The organism is Trueperella abortisuis, assembly GCF_030811095.1.
In the GTDB taxonomy this organism is placed as follows: domain Bacteria; phylum Actinomycetota; class Actinomycetes; order Actinomycetales; family Actinomycetaceae; genus Trueperella; species Trueperella abortisuis.
In genome coordinates this window covers 1,371,571-1,390,678 of sequence record NZ_JAUSQL010000001.1, presented here as the reverse complement: position 1 = coordinate 1,390,678, position 19,108 = coordinate 1,371,571, and the positions used below count along the sequence as shown (strand labels likewise).

Genomic DNA, 19,108 nt, shown 5'->3' with positions numbered 1-19,108 from the left:
GGCGCCCCGGGCGTTCGCCGCGCTCGCGGCGTACACTGGCCGCATGCTACAACGACTTGATTTTCGTGGGCGCAGCCTCACGCGGGCGGAGCTGGCGACGAGCCTACCGCGGGCGAGCGTGGATATCGACACCGCACTGGAGGCCGTGCGCCCGATCATCGAGCGGGTCCGCTGCGAGGGAGCGGCCGCCCTGCGCGACCTTGCCGAGCGTTTCGACGGCGTGCGCCCGCAGTTCCTGCGCGTGCCGCAGGAGGCGATCGACGACGCCGAGGCGGGCCTAGCCCCCGAGTTGCGCCATGCCCTCGAGCTATCGATCGAGCACAATCGCGCCGGTCACCGCGCCCAGCTGCCCACCCCGGCACAGACCACGATCGTGCCCGGCGGGGTCGTGCGCCAACGGTGGATCCCCGTTGAGCGCGTGGGACTGTACGTGCCCGGCGGGTTGGCCGTCTACCCCTCCTCCGTCATCCACAACGCCGTGGCCGCCCAGGTGGCCGGCGTCTCCCACATCGCGCTTGCCTCGCCGCCGCAAAAGGAATTCGGTGGCCTGCCCCACCCCACGATCCTTGCCGCTTGCAAGTTGCTCGGGATCACCGAGGTATACGCGGTTGGCGGCGCCCAGGCGATTGCGATGTTCGCCTACGGCGCGAAAGGCTCCGAGCCGGCCGACGGGGAGGTGCTGTGCGAGCCGGTCGACGTCGTCACCGGGCCCGGTAACATCTTCGTGGCCGCTGCTAAGCGCGCCGTCCACGGGGTCGTCGGCATCGACGCCGAGGCCGGAACCACCGAGATTGCGGTCATCGCCGACGCCGAGGCGAACCCGCGCTACGTCGCCGCCGACCTCCTCTCCCAGGCTGAGCACGACCCGGCGGCCGCCTCCGTGCTCATCACCGACTCCGAAGACTTCGCCGATGCGTGCGAGGCCGAACTGGCGGGTCTAGCCGCCGCAACCAAGCACGCCGGCCGTGTCGATATCGCGCTACGCGGACCCCAATCAGGGATTGTGCTCGTGGACGACATCGAAGGAGCCGTGCGTGTGGCCAACGCCTACGGCGCAGAGCACCTCGAGATTCACACCGCTCACGCCCGCGACGTGGCGGCCCGGATCCGGAACGCCGGTGCGATCTTCGTGGGCCCGTACTCGCCTGTGCCGCTCGGGGATTACATGGCGGGCTCCAACCACGTGTTGCCCACCGGCGGCACGGCCCGCTTCGCCGCGGGGCTCAACGTGTTCGCCTACATCAAACCCGTGCAGGAGATCGAGTACGAGCGTGCGGCGATGGCGTCCATGGCCGAACCGCTGACCGTGCTCGCTCTCGATGAGGACCTTCCCGCCCACGCGGATGCCCTGAAGGCGAGGCTGTCATGAGGCTCCCGCTTCGTCCGGAGTTCGTGGGGGAGGAGCCCTACGGCGCCCCACAGATGGACCTGCCGGTGGTGCTCAACACCAACGAGAACCCCTACCCGCCGGCCCCCGACGTCGTGGCGGAGATCGCCGCGCGCGTGGCCGAGGCCGCCGCGGGCCTGAACCGCTACCCGGACCGCGAAGCGCTTGCCCTTCGCGCGGACCTGGCCGACTACCTGGCGGCCGAGTCGGGCGTGCGGCTGGCGCCGGCGCAGGTGTGGGCGGCGAACGGATCGAACGAAATCATGGCTCAGCTGCTGACAGCCTTTGGCGGCCCGGGCCGGGCGGTGCTGACCTTCACGCCCTCCTACTCGATGTACCCCGAGTACACCCGCAACGTCTACGGCCGCTTCGTCGCGGTCGATCGCGGACCAGACTTCGAGATCGATATCGCCGCGGTGCCCGCCGAGCTGGCTGCCCACCGCCCCGCCGTTATCCTCCTCGCCTCACCCAACAACCCCACGGGCACGGCCCTAGACCGAGCCGACCTGCGCGCGATCCTCGATGCGAGCACCGACTCGGGCCCGGACGGGGCGGCCAGCGTCGTCGTCGTGGACGAGGCATACGGGGAGTTCCGGCGCGACGGGGTGGCCAGCGCCCTCGAGCTTCTGGAGCAGTACCCGAACCTGGTGGTCACCCGGACAATGTCGAAGGCCTTCGGGGCCGCCGGCCTGCGCTTGGGCTACATGGCTGCCAGCAGGCAGGTCGTAGATATGGTGCGGATCGTTCGCCTGCCCTACCACCTGTCGGCCGTCAGCCAGGCAGCGGCGCGGGCGGCGCTGGCCCACCGCGACTCGCTCATGGAACAGGTGGGCCAGATCCGGGCAGATCGCGATCGGCTCGCCGGTGAGCTTCGCGACATGGGCCTGCGCGTGGCGGACTCGGACGCGAACTTCGTCATGTTTGGTACCTTCGAAGACCGGCACGCCGTGTGGCAACGCCTCGTGGACCGGGGCGTGCTCATCCGCGAGGTTGGCCCCAAGGGCTGGCTGCGCGTGACGATCGGACGCCCGGAGGAAAACACGGCTTTTATCAACGCACTGAAGGAGGCACGATGATGCGCGTAGCAAAGGTGGAGCGCACCACCTCGGAATCGTCGATCCGGGTGGAGATCAACCTGGACGGGACGGGCACGTCCCACATCGACACGGGCGTGCCGTTCTACGACCACATGCTCACCGCACTGTCCAAGCACTCACTCATCGACATCACCGTCGAAGCCCGCGGCGATACCGAGGTCGACGTGCACCACACCGTGGAGGACACCGCGATCTGCCTCGGCCAGGCGCTGCGCCAGGCGCTCGGGGACAAACGCGGGATCGCCCGCTTCGGCGACGCCGTGGTCCCGCTCGACGAGGCCCTCGCCCGCGCGGTCGTTGACGTGTCGGGCCGGCCCTACGTTGTCCACCGCGGCGAGCCCGCCGGCCAGGAATATCACCTCATTGGCGGTCACTTCACCGGATCGATGACCCGCCACGTCTTCGAGTCCTTCGCGATGAATGCCGGCATCTGCCTGCATGTCGAGCTACTCTACGGCCGCGATCCTCACCACATCGTGGAGGCCCAGTTTAAGGCGCTCGCCCGGGCGCTTCGCGCCGCCGTCGAACCTGACTCGCGCGTCACCGGCGTGCCCTCCACCAAGGGGGCGCTGTGAGTTCGCGTCGATTCGTTGTCCTGACCCCATTTAGCCAGCCCGAGCTCGTGGCCGGCGTGCTACGCCTGCGCGGCCTGGAAGCCAAGGTGGTCGCCACGAAGTCCGGCGTGTGCGTGGTCCACGACGTCGCCGCGCCGACCTTCACCGACTGGGACATCGCCGAGCTACTCGGCGGTGAACCCGAGCCGGCGCAGGACGAGCCGGCAAACCCTGCGGATGACCCGGACAACCTCGCCGGCCCGCTGTCGGCGCTGTCTTCCTACGGCGTCGTGCTACTGACGGCCGAGCTGGGCGACGACGTCGGCTCCGAGTCCGGCCTGTCCGGCATGGTGACCGGCGTTCGCTACCTTGGCGGATTGCGCGGCGAGGAGGTTCAAGCGGGGATCCTGCTTAACACCCTCGATCCGAAGGTGGAAGACCTCGTGATCAACGGAGCCGTGGGGGAGGCGATCTCTTCGATGGATCTCAGCCTGTCCGACGTCGAACGTATCCTCGGCGGCGGTAACAACTCCGCGGACGAGGCCTCGGGTGGCGAGGCGAGCGACGGCGAGGGCACACGATGATCGCGGTTCTAGACACGGGCGGCAACGTGCGTTCGGTGGTGCGAGCCCTGGAGAAGGTCGGTGCACGGGTGGAACTAACCACCGATCCGGCGAGGCTCGAGGCCGCCGACGGCCTCGTGGTGCCCGGCGTCGGCGCGATGGCCGCCGTCATGGACACGGTCAGGGCGGTGGGCGCCGATCGTATCATCGGTCGCAGGCTCGCCGGCGGGCGTGCGGTCCTCGGCATCTGCGTGGGGCTGCAGATCATGTTCGACCGCTCCACCGAACACGGTGGTGCCGCGGGACTCGGGCAGTGGCCCGGAAGCGTCGACCTGCTCCCGGCGCCAATCGTCCCGCACATGGGCTGGTCGGCCGTGGACGTGCCGGCAGGCTCGGCCCTCTTCCGGGGAATCGAGAACGAGCGCTTCTACTTTGTCCACTCCTACGCGGTCATGTCGGACCCGGCCGCAGAGCTCGCGGGCGGGCGCTTCGCCCCGCCGCTCGTCACGTTCGCAGAGCACGGCGCGCGTTTCGTCGCCGCAGTCGAGAACGGGCCGCTGACAGCCACCCAATTCCATCCCGAAAAGTCCGCCGACGCCGGGTTGCGCCTCCTGCGCAACTGGCTCGATACCGTGAAAGGCAGCCATGTCTGAACTTGAACTTCTTCCCGCCGTCGACGTCGTCAACGGCAGAGCCGTCCGCCTCAACCAGGGCAAGGCCGGAACCGAGCAGGAATACGGAGACCCGGCCGAGGCCGTGGCCCTCTTCGTCGAGCAGGGCGCGCAGTGGATTCATCTTGTTGACCTTGACGCCGCCTTCGGGCGCGGTTCGAACCACGAATTGCTGGCGCGGATCGTGGCCGAGCAGCGGGACGTGAAGATCGAGCTCTCGGGTGGCATCCGTGACGATGTCTCGCTCGCTCGCGCCATCGAGGCGGGCGCCACCCGCGTCAACCTCGGTACGGCAGCGTTGGAGGATCCGCAGTGGACGCGGCGCGCGATCGCCGAGTACGGCGACCGGGTGGCGGTGGGGCTGGACGTGCGCGGTGACGTGCTCTCGGCGCGCGGCTGGACCCGAGATGGCGGCAACCTGTGGGAAGTCCTGGCCCGCCTCAACGACGACGGTTGCGCCCGCTACGTCGTCACCGACGTCACCCGTGACGGCATGCTCGAGGGCCCAAACCTCGAGTTGCTACGCAAGGTGTGTCAGGCAACGGACCGCCCGGTCGTCGCCTCCGGCGGGGTATCCAGCCTGGAGGACATCGGGGCGCTACGCGAGCTGACCGAGCTTGGCGTGGAGGGCGCGATCGTTGGCAAGGCGCTCTACGCCGGCGCCTTCACCCTGCCCCAGGCCCTGCAGATCGCGGGCGAGCGCTAGATGGCCGACCTTACTCGGATTCTCAAGCCCAATCCCTTCGCCGACGACGACGGCTCGATCACCGCCGAGCTCGCCGCGGCCTACGCCCAGCCCGAGCACGCCCGCGTGGAGGCGATCGTTGCCGCGCTTGGCCGCGTGATAGTACCCGTCCTGCCGCACGCCCACCCCGGCATGACAGGCGGCGGGCTCGCGCCGCACGAGCCTGCTCCCACCGACCCGCTAGAGTGTCGCGACGAGGACCTTGTGCGGGTGGACTTTCCCGGCGGACGCCGGGCGCTAGCGATCTTCTCCTCGGCGGGCGCGCTGCGGGAGTGGAACGATCGGGCCCGTCCCGTCCCGGTCGAGGTGTCGAAGGTGGCCGCGGCGGCCCTGCAACGGGCCGACGGCGTGCTCGTGCTGGATCCCGGTAAGAAGCAGACCTGGCTCGGGCGCAGCGCAACCGCCGCGCTTGCCACGTCCACTCCGTGGGTGGCGCCGTGGGACGATCCGCTCATCGTTCGGAGGATCACGCTCGGCATTGACGGCTATCTACCCGGCCTGGAGAAGATCGGAATTCAGCCCGGAGCCAATGGGGCGGCCGTCGTCGTGCTGTACCTCATCCCTCCCGTGGACCGAGACAAGGTGGTCACCATCGCCAACAGAGTCGCCGCGGCGATGGCTAGCGACGAATACGTCAAGTCGCGCCTGGACGTCGTGGAGATCAGGCCGTTCTACGCCGGGGCCTAGGTGGGCAAGCTCACGGGCGTTGGGCGGGAACAAATATGGTGACCTTGCGGCTCGGCTGATACACTTCTAGGCGACCACCACCGGCGAATGCCGGGATGCAAGCGGAGAAATCCCACCTTGAGTTCCCGAATGAAGGGAGCCGGGTTTTGGTGAAGGCGGGCTCGCGCCCCTCTTTCCTCGGGATGCTCCGTGCGCATTGCACGTCGAAGTAAGAAGAGGAACCGTCATCAACGAGCCAAGAATCAACGATCGAATTACCGTTTCCGAGGTGCGCCTAGTTGGGCCGGGCGGTGAACAGGTCGGCGTCGTTCGCGTCAAGGATGCCCTGCGCCTCGCCCAGGAAGCTAATCTCGATCTTGTTGAGGTGGCGCCCAATGCCAATCCGCCAGTCGCCAAGCTGATGGACTATGGCAAGTTCAAGTACGAAGCTACGCAGAAGAAGCGCGAAGCTCGCCGTAATCAGGCCAATACCCAACTCAAGGAGATTCGCCTGAGCCTGAAGATCGATACGCACGATTACGACACGAAGGTCTCGGCCATCAAGAGATTCCTTGATGGAGGAGACAAGGTCAAGATCCAGCTTCGTTTCAAGGGCCGCGAGCAGTTACGTCCGGAAATGGGTGTGCGCCTCATGCAGCGAATTGCGAACGACACTGAGGAAAACTCCACCGTGGAGTCTGCCCCTCGCGTCGACGGTCGCAACATGGTGATGGTGCTTGCTCCTATTCGCCGCAAGTCGCAGGCAAAGTCCGACCAGCGCCGCAGGCGTGAGGCGGAGCGCGCAGCTCGTCGAGCCGATTCGCGCCGCGCCAAGCAGGATGCCGCCTCCGACGAGCAAGCTGAGACGGCAGCGAACTAGTTAAGAAAGAACACGAATAATGCCTAAGATGAAGACCCACTCGGGTGCCAAGAAGCGCTTCCGCGTCAGCGGTAGCGGCAAGCTCATGCGCGAGCAGGCTGGCAAGCGCCACCTCCTCGAGCACAAGTCCTCGCGTCGCACCCGCCGCCTGTCCTCGGATCAGCCGGTTGCTCAGGCCGACGTCAAGCCCACCAAGCGCCTTCTTGGCATGTAAGGAGTAGAAGATGGCTCGCGTAAAGAATGCACTGAACTCCAAGAAGTCCCGTCGTACCACCCTCGATCGTGCCAAGGGCTACCGCGGCCAGCGCTCGCGCCTGTACCGCAAGGCCAAGGAGCAGGTCACTCACTCGTTCGTATACAACTACCGTGACCGCAAGGTGCGCAAGAACGAGTTCCGTAAGCTGTGGATCCAGCGTATCAACGCTGCGTGCCGCGCTGAGGGCATGGTTTACTCTCGCTTCATGCAGGGCCTGTCGCTGGCGGGCATCGAGGTTGATCGCCGCATGCTCGCCGAGCTCGCGGTCAACGACCCGGCCGCCTTCAAGGCGCTCGTCGACGCCGCCAAGGCCGCCCTCCCGGCGGACGTGAACGCTCCGGCGAACAAGTAGTATTTCGACTGTGGCGGGCCCCGAGTTCCTCGGGGCCCGCCACGCTTTGGCTATAGCGGCGCTGGTAACATGGGTGATAAAAACGGAGGAATCGTGGAGATTATTGAACCTAGCATGCAAACGACCTCGATTGAGGGCCTGATCGTCATCACACCGAAGCAGGTCACGGACGAGCGCGGGACCATCCGGGAGCTCGTGCGCAGGTCGTGGCTGGTGGAACACGGGCTTGTCAGCTCTTTCGCACAGGCAAACAACACCCTCACCCATCGCGGAGCCGTGCGCGGCCTGCACGCAGAGGCGATGACGAAGCTCGTCACCGTCGTCTCCGGGCGCGTCTTCGGCGCCTACGTCGACATCCGCGAGGGTTCGGCCACGCGCGGGCAGGTTGTGACGGTGGAGATTACGCCGGGCACGATGGTGTTGGTCCCGCAGGGCGTGTGCAACGGCTTCCAGGCCCTCGAGGACGCCACGGAGTACCTGTACTTCTTTGACCGAGAGTGGACGGCGGGGATGCCGGGCGCGGCGCTCGCCCCGCTCGATCCGGAGCTGGGCATCGACTGGCCCATCCCCGTGGACGTCGACGATCGCGCGATGATCTCGGAGAAGGATCTCAACGCCCCACGCTACGCAGCGGTGAGGAACTCCTAGGTGCCGCGCGCGAAGGCGGGCCTGACGGGTCAGGCGAAGAAGGCGGCAGGCCTGCACTCGCGCAGGAACCGGGAGCGTTACGGGCAGATCCTCGTGGAGGGCCCGCAGGCCGTTCGGGAGTTGCTCGCCCGCCCGGAGCTTGTACGCGACCTCTACGTCACCGAGGAGGGCCTTAGCCGCCACCCCGACCTCGACGAGCTCGCCGGGCGGGTGGATCCTTACACGCACGTCCTTTCCGATTCCGACTTCGCGCGGCTGTCGACTGCGGCGCAGGGATGGCTGGCGGTCGCCGAGGCGCCGCGCCAGCCCTCCCTTGAGCGGGTGCTGGCGGGAGGACCTCGCTTGCTGGTGTGCCTGGTGGAGTCCGCGGACCCGGGCAATCTCGGCACCATCATCCGAAGTGCCGACGCCGCGGGCGCCGACGCCGTGCTCCTTGGCCCGGGCTCGGTGGAGGTGTATAACCCGAAGGTGATCCGGTCCTCGGCCGGTTCGGTCTTCCACCTGCCGATCCTATCGATGGGTGTGGAGGATGCCGTTGCTATAGTGCGAGCAGCCGGTATCCAGGTGCTGTGCGCCGACGGGAGGGGACAGTGGGATCTGGCGGACCTCATGGCGCGCCCGGAGGATAATCCCCGGCCGGTGACGCCCGGGTCACAGGTCCCAGACCTCGCAGCGCCGACGATGTGGCTGGTGGGCAACGAGGCTCACGGCTTTACGCCCGCTCAGCTGCGGCTAGCCGACCACCGGGTTGGCATACCGATGTGGGGATTGGCGGAGTCGCTCAACGCCGGGGTGGCGAGTTCTCTGTGCCTGTATGCGAGCGCACTGGTTCAGCGCGCGGGGCGACCCGGCCCAGGATCCGCACAATAGGGGACGAAGGTCCTTATTGACGTGAGCGTGGCCGGCGTTTCCGCGCCGCTAGAAATTAGCCAACACAAGTCTTACCTAATGCCGGGGCCCTCCTTACCGGAGGGCAACTATGATGTATGTCATGGTAGAAATTCGCATCCATGGACGAGGCGGCCAAGGCGTTGTCACCGCCTCCGACCTCGTGGCAATGGCCGCGTTCGCGGAAGGGCGTCACGCCCAGGCATTCCCTTCTTTCGGATCTGAGCGCACCGGGGCACCCGTCGTCTCCTATTGCCGGGTCCGTGAGGAGGAGATCCGCACCCGTGAACCCGTGCTTCACCCGGATCTGCTTATCGTGCAAGACCCGACGCTCCTGGGCATCATCGATGTCTTCTCGGGGCTCAACCCGCAGGGCTACGTCCTCATCAATTCCTCCAAGCGCAGCGCGGAGCTGGGCCTGGCCGAGCGCCAGGCCGCGATGCCGCCCGGGCACTTCATGACGATCCCGGCCGCAGACATCGCGCGCAAGCACACCGGGCGCACCGTCCCCAACGCCGTCCTGCTCGGGGCCGCCGCGGCGCTGACAGGGCTGTACAAGATGGAGTCGGTGGCGCAGGCGATCTCGCAGCGCTTCCCGGGGCGTGTCGGCGAAATGAACGTGGCCGCAGCGCAAGAAGCGTATGACCTGGTCATGGCTAAGAAAGAGGCTTTAAATGCTTAAGCAAATTGAGGGATCGCAGGCGATCGCCCAGACCGTGGCCGCGTGCCGACCCAACGTCGTCGCCGCCTACCCCATCTCGCCCCAGACCCACATCGTGGAGGGTCTGTCCGCGATGGTGAAGAAGGGGGAACTGAAGAACTGCGAGTACATCAACGTCGAGTCGGAGTTCTCGGCCATGTCGGCCTCCATCGGCGCGTCCGCCGTCGGAGCCCGCGCCTACACCGCCACGGCCTCCCAAGGTCTGCTCTACATGGTCGAGGCAGTCTACAACGCCTCCGGCCTCGGCCTGCCCATTGTCATGACGGTGGCCAACCGCGCCATTGGCTCGCCGATCAACATCTGGAACGACCACTCGGACGCCATGTCCCAGCGTGACTCCGGGTGGTTGCAGCTGTACGCGAAGGACAACCAGGAGGCGGCCGACCTGCACGTGCAAGCCTTCCGCATCGCCGAGGAGCTCTCCCTGCCGGTCATGGTGTGCATGGACGGCTTTATCCTTACCCACGCGGTCGAGCAGGTAGACATCCCCGAGGCTGACCAGGTAGACCGCTTCCTGCCGCCCTACGAGCCGCGCCAGGTGCTCGACCCGGCCGACCCGATCTCGATCGGCGCGATGGTGGGGCCGGAGGCTTTCACCGAGGTGCGCTATCTCGCCCACCACAAGCAGCTCGACGCCCTCGAGCTGATGCCGCGCGTCCAGGCCGAGTTCAAGGAGATCTTCGGGCGCGATTCGGGCGGTCTGCTACACGAGTACAAGTGCGAGGACGCCGAAACGATCGTCGTCTGCCTCGGTTCCATCACGGGCACGCTGCGCGACGTCGTCGACATGCGCCGCGAGGCCGGCGAAAAGATCGGCGTGCTCTCGCTCGTGTCCTTCCGGCCGTTCCCCGCGACGGCGGTGCGCGAGGTCTTGAAGAAGGCCAAGCGCTTCGTGGTGCTTGAGAAGGCGTTCTCGGTGGGCATCGGCGGTATCGTCTCTTCCCACTGCCGCGCGGCGTTGCGTGGGCGCAACTTCATCTGCCATGAGCTCATTGCGGGCCTTGGCGGGCGCGACATCACCATTGACTCGCTCAACGCCTATCTGGACAAGGCCGTGCGCGACGAGGTCGAGCCCTTGACGTTCCTCGACCTCGACACGGAGCTCGTCGAGCACGAGCTCGAGCGGGAGGCCAAGCAGCGCAGGTCCGGCGCGATCCCGGAAAACATGATCCGCCACTACGCGGAGCGGGCTCAGGAAGAAGGTCACCATGACATCCGTTGATTTGCCAACCCCGGAGTACCGCCAGACGGCGATCCCCTCCCGGGAAGAGGTCAAGTTTTACCAGGTAGGCTCATTCGCAGTGGGCAACCGGCTCGTTGACGGGCACTACCAATCGGTTCAGTCAGGATCGAGCCGCTTTAACTCGCTGACGTCGGGGCATCGCGCCTGCCAGGGGTGCGGCGAAGCGCTCGGCGCCCGCTACGCCCTCGATGCGGCGATGGCGGCCACGGACAACCACGTCGTGGCGATCAACGCCACGGGCTGCTTGGAGGTGTTCTCCACCCCCTATCCGGAGACCTCGTGGAACCTGCCGTGGATGCATTCGCTGTTTGGCAACACGGCGGCCGTCGCCACCGGCGCGGCTGCCGGGCTGAAAGCGATGGGCAAGTCGGACGTGCGCGTGGTGGCCCAGGGCGGCGACGGCGGCACGGTCGACATCGGCTTCGGCCCCCTGTCGGGCATGTTCGAGCGCAACGACGACGTGCTCTACATCTGCTACGACAACGAGGCCTACATGAACACGGGCGTGCAGCGTTCGGGCGCCACCCCGCCTGCCGCGCGCACCTCCACCACCCAGCCCGTCGGCCCGGAACCGGGCAACGCATGGGGCCAGGGCAAAGACCTGCCACGCATCGCGATGGCACACGAGATTCCGTATGTGGCCACGGCCACCGTCGCCGACCTTCGTGACCTCGAATACAAGGTCACGAAAGCCATGGGCATGCATGGGGCGCGCTACATCCACATCTTCGTGCCCTGCCCGCTCGGGTGGGGAACGGCGTCGGGGGTGACCGTCAAGGTGGCCCGCCTTGCCACTCAGACTGGCCTGTTCCCGGTCTACGAGGCCGAGTACGGCGAAATCACGTCAGTGTCGAAGATTCGCCGCCCGGCACCCGTGGAGGACTACCTGCGCCTCCAGCGCCGCTTCGCACACCTGTTCAAGAAGGGCGCTGATCCGGAGGTCATCCATCGGATCCAGGAGATGGCGGACCGCAACATCAGGCGCTACGACCTGATCGACGAGGAATCTTTGGATGAGTTCGTGAAGTACGAGGGAGAAGAATCATGACAGCGGTGCGAGACGAGAACGAGAACCTGCCCTTTGCGATCACTCTTGAGGTGGGTTCGTCGGCCGCGAACCGGACGGGCACGTGGCGCTCCGAGCGGCCGATCTACGTCAACCTCCTGCCTCCCTGTAACAAGCAGTGCCCGGCGGGGGAGAACATCCAAAAGTGGCTCTACCATACCGAGGAGGGCGACTACGAGGCGGCCTGGCGCGAAATCATGGTCAACAACCCGTTGCCCGCCTGCATGGGTCGCGTGTGCTACCACACCTGCGAGGTGGCCTGTAACCGCGCCAAGGTCGACGAGGCGGTGGGAATCAACTCGGTGGAGCGTTTCCTCGGCGACAAGGCGATCGAGGAAGGCTGGAAGGTTGACGTGACCGCGACGCCGTCGGGCAAGAGGGTGCTGGTGGTTGGCTCCGGTCCGGCGGGCCTGTCCGCCGCCTATCACCTCGCCCTGCTCGGCCACGAGGTCACGGTCCGCGACCTGGGTGAAAAGCCGGGCGGCATGATGCGCTACGGCATCCCGTCCTACCGACTACCGCGTCATATCCTTGACGCCGAGATCCAGCGCATTGCCGACATGGGCGTCATTTTCGAACAGAACACGCGGGTCGACGACGTTGAGGCGGCGCTGAAGGATTTCGACGCGGTCTTCACCGCGGTCGGCGCACAGATCGGCAAGAACATCAACGTGCCTGCCGGCTCTGCCTCACACGTCATGGACGCCGTGGACGTGTTGCGCGACGTGGAAGAGGACGGCGTCGCGGCGAGTGCCAGCCAGCCGCTACTCGGCCGCGTCGTGGTGGTCTACGGCGGAGGCAACACCGCCGTCGACGCCGCTCGCACGGCCAAGCGCCTAGGCGCAACCGAGTCCGTCATCCTCTACCGCCGCACGCGTGACCGCATGCCGGCCCACGACTCCGAGGTCCAGGAGGCCGAGGAGGAGGGCATCACGATGCGTTGGCTGTCCACGATCGACCACGTCGATGAGCACTCGATTAAGATCGAGAAGATGGAGCTGGACGAGAACGGCTTCCCCCAGCCCACCGGCGAGTACGAGGAGCTGGCCGCCGATTCGCTCATCATGGCGCTTGGCCAGCAGTCGGACCTGTCCCTCCTCGAGGGCGTCGATGGCGTGGAGATCAACAACGGCGTCGTCACGGTTTCCGGCCAGATGATGACGGGCCGTCCTGGTGTCTTCGCCGGCGGCGACATGATCAAGGCGGAGAAGAACGTGACGGTGGCGATCGGGCACGGCAAGAAGGCTGCCCGATACATCGATTCCTGGTTGCGTGGGGGCACGTACACCCCGGCCGAGAAGCACGGGGACGCCACGCTTGACCGCATGGAGACCTGGTATTACTCGGACGCCCCGCACAAGATGCGCAAGCGTCTCGAGGGTGCTCGGCGTTCCTCCACCTTCGACGAGGTGGTCATCGGCTTGGATGAGGAGTCTGCGATCTACGAGGCGCGGCGTTGCATGAGTTGCGGCAATTGCTTCGGATGTGACAACTGCTTCGGCGTGTGCCCGGATAACGCGGTGAAGAAGATCGCCTCCGGTGTCTACGAGTTCAAGTACGACTACTGCAAGGGCTGCGGTGTGTGTGCTGAAGAGTGCCCGTGTGGCGCGATCTCGATGGTTCCCGAGGACATCTAGTGAACCTCTTCGATCCCATCGAGTTGCGCGGGCTCCAGATCCGCAACAGGATCTGGTTGCCACCCATGTGCCAGTACAGCGCGCAGGCGGCGGGGGAGCAGCTGGGTCGGCCAAATGACTGGCACTACCAGCACTACGCCTCCCGCTCCGTGGGTGGCTTCGGCCTCGTTACGGTTGAAGCCACCGCCGTGACGCCCGAGGGGCGCATCTCCGACATGTGCTTGTGCCTCGATGACGAATCGGACGTGCCCGCCTTCCGTCACATGGCTCGTGTGATCACGCAGCACGGCGCGGTGGCGGCGATCCAGCTCAACCACGCCGGGCGCAAGGCCTCCACGCGGGGGCAGTTCGCCGGCGGCGCGCTGGCGCGTGAGGAGGGCGGCTGGGAGACGCTCGGCCCGAGCGCCATCGCCTTCGACGGCATGCCTGCGCCGCGGGAGATGAGCGAGGCCGAGATCCAGGCTGTCATTGCCCAGTTCGCCTGCTCGGCCAACCTGGCGATGGAGGCCGGGTTCCAGGCGGTGGAGATCCACGCCGCACACGGCTACCTCATCCACCAGTTCCTTTCGGCTGTCTCGAACCGGCGCGAGGACGAGTGGGGAGGGGACTTCGAGGGCCGCACGCGCCTCCTGCGCGAGGTGGTGCGGGCCGTGCGCGCCGTCATTGGGGATGCGCCGCTCTTCGTGCGCATTTCAGCCACCGACTGGCTCTCGGAGAATTTCGAGAAGGTCGAGGGCAGCTACGGCTGGACACTCAAAGAATCGATCCGCCTGGTCAAGGAGCTGCCCGACGTCGACTTCTGGTCGGTGAGCACCGGGGGATGCTTCCCGGTGAGGATCCCTACCGGCCCGGGCTACCAGGTCCCATTCGCGCGCAGGATACGAGAGGAAACGGGCGCCGCCGTTGGAACCGCCGGGCAGATCACGAACGCCACACAGGCCGACGTCGTCGTGTACGAGGAGGAGGCGGACGTGGTCTACGTGGGCCGCGTTGCGCTCCACGATCCCTACGTGCCCCGGCATTGGGCCAAGATGCTGGACGTCGATATTCCATGGCCGTATCAATTGGCGAGAGGACGGTCCACGCGCTGAAGGCTTCGACGTTTGCGGGTCTAGCCGCGCTGGGTGTCACGGCAGGAATGGTGCGCCGGCGGGGTGTGGCGAGGCAGAACTCTCCCTTCCGCAGGTACTGGGAGCGCCACCTCCAGGCCCAGCTGGCAGACCTCGCCGGTCGTGTTGCGGCCGGCGAGGAGATGCCGCTGATCTATGTCGCGCTCGGAGACTCGGCGGCGCAGGGCCTGGGCGCCACGAGGGTGCAGGAGGGGTACGTGCCGCGGCTAGCCGTGGCGCTCGAGGCGATGAGCGGACGCGAGGTCGCGCTGGTGAACCTGTCCCTTTCCGGCGGCACGATCCAGTCCGTGCTAGGTACTCAGCTGCCGCAACTGCGCGGGCTGCGGGTCGCGGGAGAGCCGCTGCGCCCCGACGTCGTCACCCTTGACATCGGCGGCAACGATGTTCTCCAGCCCTGGCTCAGTAAGGAGGACTTCGACGCGTATGTAGAGCGAGCCGGTTGCGAGCTGCCGGAAGGCACATTCGTCATGAACATCCCCTCGTTCGCCGTCATGGCGAAGGCCGACGCGCGGGCCGAGGCTTTCTCCGGGAGCATCGAGCGCCTGGCGGGTACCCATCACATGGTCGACATTCGCTCGCTGTCCCAGTCCCTTCCGTTGCCTACCTACATGTTCTCCTACCACGCGATCGACCTCTTCCATCCCAACACCCCGTGGTACGCGGTGTGGGCGCAGAGCTTTGCCGACGCCGTCGCGGATGCACGTGGTTGGCGACGAACGGATGTTGCCTCCCTCCCGGCATGGAGCGGGCCGATCGCGGCGCCGTGACGGCTCCGGGCTCCGCGATCGAACGGCCTCGTTCGGCGTCGTCGTAGCGCGGGCCACAGTGGACGACAATCGCCCGATGCCACGTCAATGACTAGACTTGGAAGGGAAAACCCGCGCTGGCGGGGCAAGGAAAGGTAGACATGACTCTCAGTCCACTCGACGAGGCCGGGATCGCGCAGGCGGTGGCCGATGCGCGGGCCGCATTCGAAAGTGCTTCGAGCCTCGATGAATTGAAGGTGGCGCGGCTCGCCCACAGCGGAGACAACGCGCCGATCACGCACGCAAACATGCAGATTCGTCACCTGGAGAAGGCCGATAAGCCGGTGGCCGGCAGGCTCATGGGTGCGGCGCGCAAGGCGATCCAGGAGGCGCTCGCCGAGGCCAGCGCCCGCCTCGAGGCCGCCGACCAGGAGCGCGTGCTACGCGAGGAGCGCGTGGACGTCACGGTCCCCACGCGCCGGGCGCCGCTGGGCGCGCGTCACCCGCTACCCGTGCTCATGGAGGACATTTGCGACCTCTTCGTCGCCATGGGCTGGGAGGTGGCCGAAGGCCCCGAGGTGGAAAACGAGTGGTTTAACTTCGACGCGCTGAACTTCGGCCCGGATCATCCGGCCCGCCAGATGCAGGACACGTTCTATGTGGACGCCGTGGAGCGCGTGGGCGCCGACGGCGTGGCGAGGGTCTCCGACGCCTCCGGGCTCGTACTTCGCACCCACACGTCGCCGGTCCAGTCCCACGTCATGCTGGAACGCGGAGAACCGCCGATCTACGTGGTCTGCCCGGGCAAGGTTTTCCGGACCGACGCGCTGGATGCCACCCACACCCCGGTCTTCCACCAGATCGAGGGGCTCGCGGTAGACAAGGGCCTGACGATGGAGCACCTCAAGGGCACGCTTGACCACTTCGCGAAGGGCATGTTCGGCCCCGAGGCCCGCACCCGCCTGCGCCCGTCGTTCTTCCCGTTCACCGAGCCGAGCGCCGAGATGGACCTGTGGTTCCCGCAGAAGAAAGGCGGCCCGGGATGGATCGAATGGGGAGGCTGCGGCATGGTTAACCCGGAGGTGCTACGTAACGCTGGTATCGACCCGGATGTATACACCGGCTTCGCTTTCGGCATGGGTATCGAGCGCACGCTCATGCTGCGCAACTCCATTGACGACATGCGCGACATGGTGGAGGGCGACGTGCGCTTCTCCGCCCAATTCGCCGCGACCGGAAGGGGCAACTAATGCCGAGGATCGATATCGACTGGCTCTCCGACCACGTGGAGGTTCCCGCCGGGCTGAGCGCGGAACAGCTTGCAGCGGACCTGGTCAAGGTCGGCCTGGAGGAAGAGGAAATCCACCGCCCGGACGTGACCGGGCCGATCGTCGTCGGGCGGGTACTCACCCTCGACAAGAAGGAACAGAAGAACGGCAAGCTCATCAACTACTGCCGCGTGGACGTGGGCGAGCATAACGACGCTCCCGGGGAGGGCAAGGAGCCTTCGGAGCTACCCTCGCGTGGCATCATCTGCGGCGCCCACAACTTCGTGGCGGGCGACTACGTGGTTGTTTCGTTGCCCGGCGCCGTGCTTCCGGGAAACTTCCGCATCGCGGCTCGCAAGACGTACGGCCACATCTCGGACGGCATGATCTGCTCCAAGGCCGAACTCGGCCTTGGTGAGGACCACGACGGCATCATCGTGCTCGCCTCCAGTCCGGAGGAGGCCGCCGAGCGCGGTATCCCGGCCGTGGGCGAGGACGTGCTGGACTACCTGGGCCTGGCCGGCGAGGTTCTTGAGATCAACGTGACGCCGGACCGCGGCTACTGCTTCGCCATGCGCGGGGTGGCGCGTGAGTACTCCCACTCCACGGGTGCGCGCTTCACCGACCTCGGGCTGGAGGAGAACCTCTCGGCTCCGCTGCCGACACCGACGCCGGACGGCTTCCCGGTGGAGGTCGACGACGCCGCTCCGATCCACGGCGTGGCGGGCTGCGACCGCTTTGTGACGCGCATCGTGCGGGGCATCGACCCGCTGGCCGCCTCCCCGTCGTGGATGCAGGATCGCCTGCTCGCGGCCGGCATGCGCCCGATCTCGCTGGCGGTGGACGTGACCAACTACGTCATGCTTGACCTCGGCCAGCCGCTGCACGCCTACGACCTCGACAAGGTGGTCGCGCCGATCGTGGTGCGCCGGGCTCGCGATGGTGAATCGCTTCTCACGCTTGACGGCGTTCAGCGCCGCCTCGGCGGGGACGACCTGTTGATCGCGGATTCGCAGGGAGGAAAGGGCGCGCGCGTGATCGGCCTGGCGGGCACGATGGGCGGCCTGGACACCGAGATCACCGATTCGACCACGAACGTTCTCATTGAGGCGGCGCACTTCGACTCCGTGTCTGTGGCGCGTATGGCCCGCAAGCACAAGTTGCCCTCGGAGGCCTCGAAGCGCTTCGAGCGCGGGGTGGATCCGCGGGTTGCTGGCGTGGCTGCCCAGCGTGTTGCCGAGCTCCTCGTGGAGTTCGGCGGCGGGCGCATCGACGAGGCAAATTCCGACTACGACGTCACCACGCCTCCCGAGGCTCTATCCTTTAACGTCTCCGAGGTCGCCCGGCTGACCGGCCTTGACCTCGGTCGCGATCGGATCGTGGAGATCCTGGAGCAGATCGGTTGCACGGTCCGCGGCGATGAGCTTCTGTCCGTCACCCCGCCCACCTGGCGCCCTGACCTCACGGGCCCGGCGCACCTGGTGGAGGAGGTCGCTCGCCTCGTCGGCTACGACCAGATCCCCTCCCGCCTGCCCGCGGCTCCCGCCGGCTCGGGGTTGAGCCCGGCCCAGCGTCACCGGCGCGACATCAGCCGAGCGCTTGCCGAGGCCGGCTGGACCGAGGTGTTGTCTTACCCGTTCGTCTCCGCCGAGGCCTTTGCCAAGCAGGGTATCGCCGACGACGACGATCGCCGGCTCGCCGTCCGGCTCGCGAATCCTCTCCAGGACGAGGCTCCCTACATGCGCACCTCGCTCCTTGACACGTTGCTGGCCACGGCCCACATGAACGTGGCGCGCGGCAACCCCACCGTGGCGATCTTCGAGGCCGGCGTCGTCACCCGACCGGAGGGCGTCGTGGCCGCGGCGCGCCCCGGTGTGGGCAAGCGACCTGAGCCCGAGGAGCTCGACGCGCTCATGTCCTCTATCCCGCACCAGCCTCATCACGTGGCGGGCGTGGCGATCCCGGCGGTCATGCAGGCCGCGGCGGGGCTGCCGGCCCAGACCTGGGACTGGCGCGACGCGATCGAGGCGGTCAAGACCGCGGGCCGCACAATCGACTTGAGCCTGGATGTGGCCAACGCGGAGCGGGCTCCATTCCACCCTGGCCGCTGCGCCGAGTTGAGGGCGGGCGAGTCGGTGGTGGGTCACGCCGGAGAGCTTGACCCTCGCGTGTGCAAGGCCTTTGAGCTGCCCGCCCGCACGATCGCCTTCGAGTTCGACCTCGACGCGCTCATCGCCTCGCGAGGCGCCGAGCCGATCGCTGTGGCCCCCGTCCTTACCCACCCGGTGGCCAAGGAGGACATCGCACTTGTCGTGGATGATTCGGTGACGGCCGCCCAGGTTCAAAGGGTGCTTGCCGAGGCTGCGGGGGATCTTCTGGAGGAGATTCGCCTCTTCGACGTCTACACCGGCGACCAGATTGATCAGGGCAAGAAGTCGCTCGCCTTCGCCCTGCGCTTCCGGGGCGATCACACGCTCCCGGCCGACGAGATCGCCCAGGTGCGCAACCGAGTTATCAAGGCGGCGAAGAAGTCCTTCGGCGCGCAGCTTCGCGTCTGAGGTAGTTCGGGCGTAGCTGAGTGGTGCGGGCC

Annotated in this window: 20 protein-coding genes; all 20 read left to right on the top strand. The window is 66.9% G+C overall.

The window, feature by feature from the left end:
- The first annotated feature begins 43 nt into the window (after positions 1-43).
- Positions 44-1,369, top strand: coding sequence for a histidinol dehydrogenase (gene hisD, locus J2S45_RS06185; protein ID WP_270975385.1), 1,326 nt, complete (start codon positions 44-46; stop codon positions 1,367-1,369).
- On the top strand, positions 1,366-2,463 hold the full coding sequence (locus tag J2S45_RS06180; RefSeq protein WP_307634842.1) for a histidinol-phosphate transaminase: 1,098 nt from the start codon (positions 1,366-1,368) through the stop codon (positions 2,461-2,463). The genes hisD and J2S45_RS06180 overlap by 4 nt, the downstream gene beginning before the upstream one ends.
- Positions 2,460-3,059: an imidazoleglycerol-phosphate dehydratase HisB gene (gene hisB, locus J2S45_RS06175; protein WP_307634841.1), complete on the top strand. Its 600-nt coding sequence runs from the start codon at positions 2,460-2,462 to the stop codon at positions 3,057-3,059. The genes J2S45_RS06180 and hisB overlap by 4 nt, the downstream gene beginning before the upstream one ends.
- Positions 3,056-3,622 (top strand): hypothetical protein, encoded by a 567-nt coding sequence (locus J2S45_RS06170; RefSeq protein ID WP_296930319.1) that lies wholly within the window; start codon positions 3,056-3,058, stop codon positions 3,620-3,622. Before hisB ends, J2S45_RS06170 begins: the two co-directional genes overlap by 4 nt.
- Positions 3,619-4,254 carry an imidazole glycerol phosphate synthase subunit HisH gene (hisH, locus tag J2S45_RS06165; RefSeq protein WP_270975392.1) on the top strand — a complete coding sequence of 212 codons (636 nt, stop codon included), beginning with the start codon at positions 3,619-3,621 and terminating at the stop codon, positions 4,252-4,254. Before J2S45_RS06170 ends, hisH begins: the two co-directional genes overlap by 4 nt.
- A complete protein-coding gene (priA, locus tag J2S45_RS06160) occupies positions 4,247-4,978 on the top strand; it encodes a bifunctional 1-(5-phosphoribosyl)-5-((5-phosphoribosylamino)methylideneamino)imidazole-4-carboxamide isomerase/phosphoribosylanthranilate isomerase PriA (protein WP_307634840.1) in 732 nt (243 codons plus the stop codon). The genes hisH and priA overlap by 8 nt, the downstream gene beginning before the upstream one ends.
- Positions 4,979-5,704: an SseB family protein gene (locus J2S45_RS06155; RefSeq protein ID WP_307634839.1), complete on the top strand. Its 726-nt coding sequence runs from the start codon at positions 4,979-4,981 to the stop codon at positions 5,702-5,704.
- 196 nt (positions 5,705-5,900) lie between these two features.
- Complete coding sequence (gene infC / locus J2S45_RS06150) at positions 5,901-6,563, top strand: translation initiation factor IF-3 (RefSeq protein ID WP_296930309.1); 663 nt, start codon at positions 5,901-5,903, stop codon at positions 6,561-6,563.
- A gap of 19 nt (positions 6,564-6,582) precedes the next feature.
- Positions 6,583-6,777 (top strand): 50S ribosomal protein L35, encoded by a 195-nt coding sequence (rpmI, locus tag J2S45_RS06145; RefSeq protein ID WP_270975399.1) that lies wholly within the window; start codon positions 6,583-6,585, stop codon positions 6,775-6,777.
- A 10-nt stretch (positions 6,778-6,787) separates the two neighbouring features.
- On the top strand, positions 6,788-7,171 hold the full coding sequence (gene rplT, locus J2S45_RS06140; protein WP_270975401.1) for a 50S ribosomal protein L20: 384 nt from the start codon (positions 6,788-6,790) through the stop codon (positions 7,169-7,171).
- 93 nt (positions 7,172-7,264) lie between these two features.
- Positions 7,265-7,819, top strand: a complete 555-nt coding sequence (locus tag J2S45_RS06135; protein ID WP_296930304.1) for a dTDP-4-dehydrorhamnose 3,5-epimerase family protein — start codon at positions 7,265-7,267, stop codon at positions 7,817-7,819.
- Positions 7,820-8,689, top strand: a complete 870-nt coding sequence (locus J2S45_RS06130; RefSeq protein ID WP_307634838.1) for a TrmH family RNA methyltransferase — start codon at positions 7,820-7,822, stop codon at positions 8,687-8,689.
- A gap of 121 nt (positions 8,690-8,810) precedes the next feature.
- Positions 8,811-9,389: a 2-oxoacid:acceptor oxidoreductase family protein gene (locus J2S45_RS06125; RefSeq protein ID WP_296930299.1), complete on the top strand. Its 579-nt coding sequence runs from the start codon at positions 8,811-8,813 to the stop codon at positions 9,387-9,389.
- Positions 9,382-10,650 carry a transketolase C-terminal domain-containing protein gene (locus J2S45_RS06120; protein ID WP_307634837.1) on the top strand — a complete coding sequence of 423 codons (1,269 nt, stop codon included), beginning with the start codon at positions 9,382-9,384 and terminating at the stop codon, positions 10,648-10,650. The genes J2S45_RS06125 and J2S45_RS06120 overlap by 8 nt, the downstream gene beginning before the upstream one ends.
- Positions 10,637-11,719: a thiamine pyrophosphate-dependent enzyme gene (locus J2S45_RS06115; RefSeq protein WP_296930293.1), complete on the top strand. Its 1,083-nt coding sequence runs from the start codon at positions 10,637-10,639 to the stop codon at positions 11,717-11,719. Before J2S45_RS06120 ends, J2S45_RS06115 begins: the two co-directional genes overlap by 14 nt.
- Entirely contained in the window at positions 11,716-13,374 is a 1,659-nt protein-coding gene (locus tag J2S45_RS06110) for an NAD(P)-binding protein (protein WP_307634836.1), read from the top strand. The genes J2S45_RS06115 and J2S45_RS06110 overlap by 4 nt, the downstream gene beginning before the upstream one ends.
- Positions 13,374-14,465: an NADH:flavin oxidoreductase/NADH oxidase gene (locus J2S45_RS06105; RefSeq protein ID WP_307634835.1), complete on the top strand. Its 1,092-nt coding sequence runs from the start codon at positions 13,374-13,376 to the stop codon at positions 14,463-14,465. Before J2S45_RS06110 ends, J2S45_RS06105 begins: the two co-directional genes overlap by 1 nt.
- Positions 14,426-15,271 (top strand): SGNH/GDSL hydrolase family protein, encoded by an 846-nt coding sequence (locus J2S45_RS06100; RefSeq protein ID WP_307634834.1) that lies wholly within the window; start codon positions 14,426-14,428, stop codon positions 15,269-15,271. Before J2S45_RS06105 ends, J2S45_RS06100 begins: the two co-directional genes overlap by 40 nt.
- A gap of 140 nt (positions 15,272-15,411) precedes the next feature.
- The gene (gene pheS / locus J2S45_RS06095; RefSeq protein ID WP_307634833.1) at positions 15,412-16,500 is read left to right on the top strand and encodes a phenylalanine--tRNA ligase subunit alpha; all 1,089 of its coding nucleotides are present in this window, start codon (positions 15,412-15,414) and stop codon (positions 16,498-16,500) included.
- Complete coding sequence (pheT, locus tag J2S45_RS06090) at positions 16,500-19,076, top strand: phenylalanine--tRNA ligase subunit beta (RefSeq protein ID WP_307634832.1); 2,577 nt, start codon at positions 16,500-16,502, stop codon at positions 19,074-19,076. The genes pheS and pheT overlap by 1 nt, the downstream gene beginning before the upstream one ends.
- The last annotated feature ends 32 nt before the right edge of the window (positions 19,077-19,108 follow it).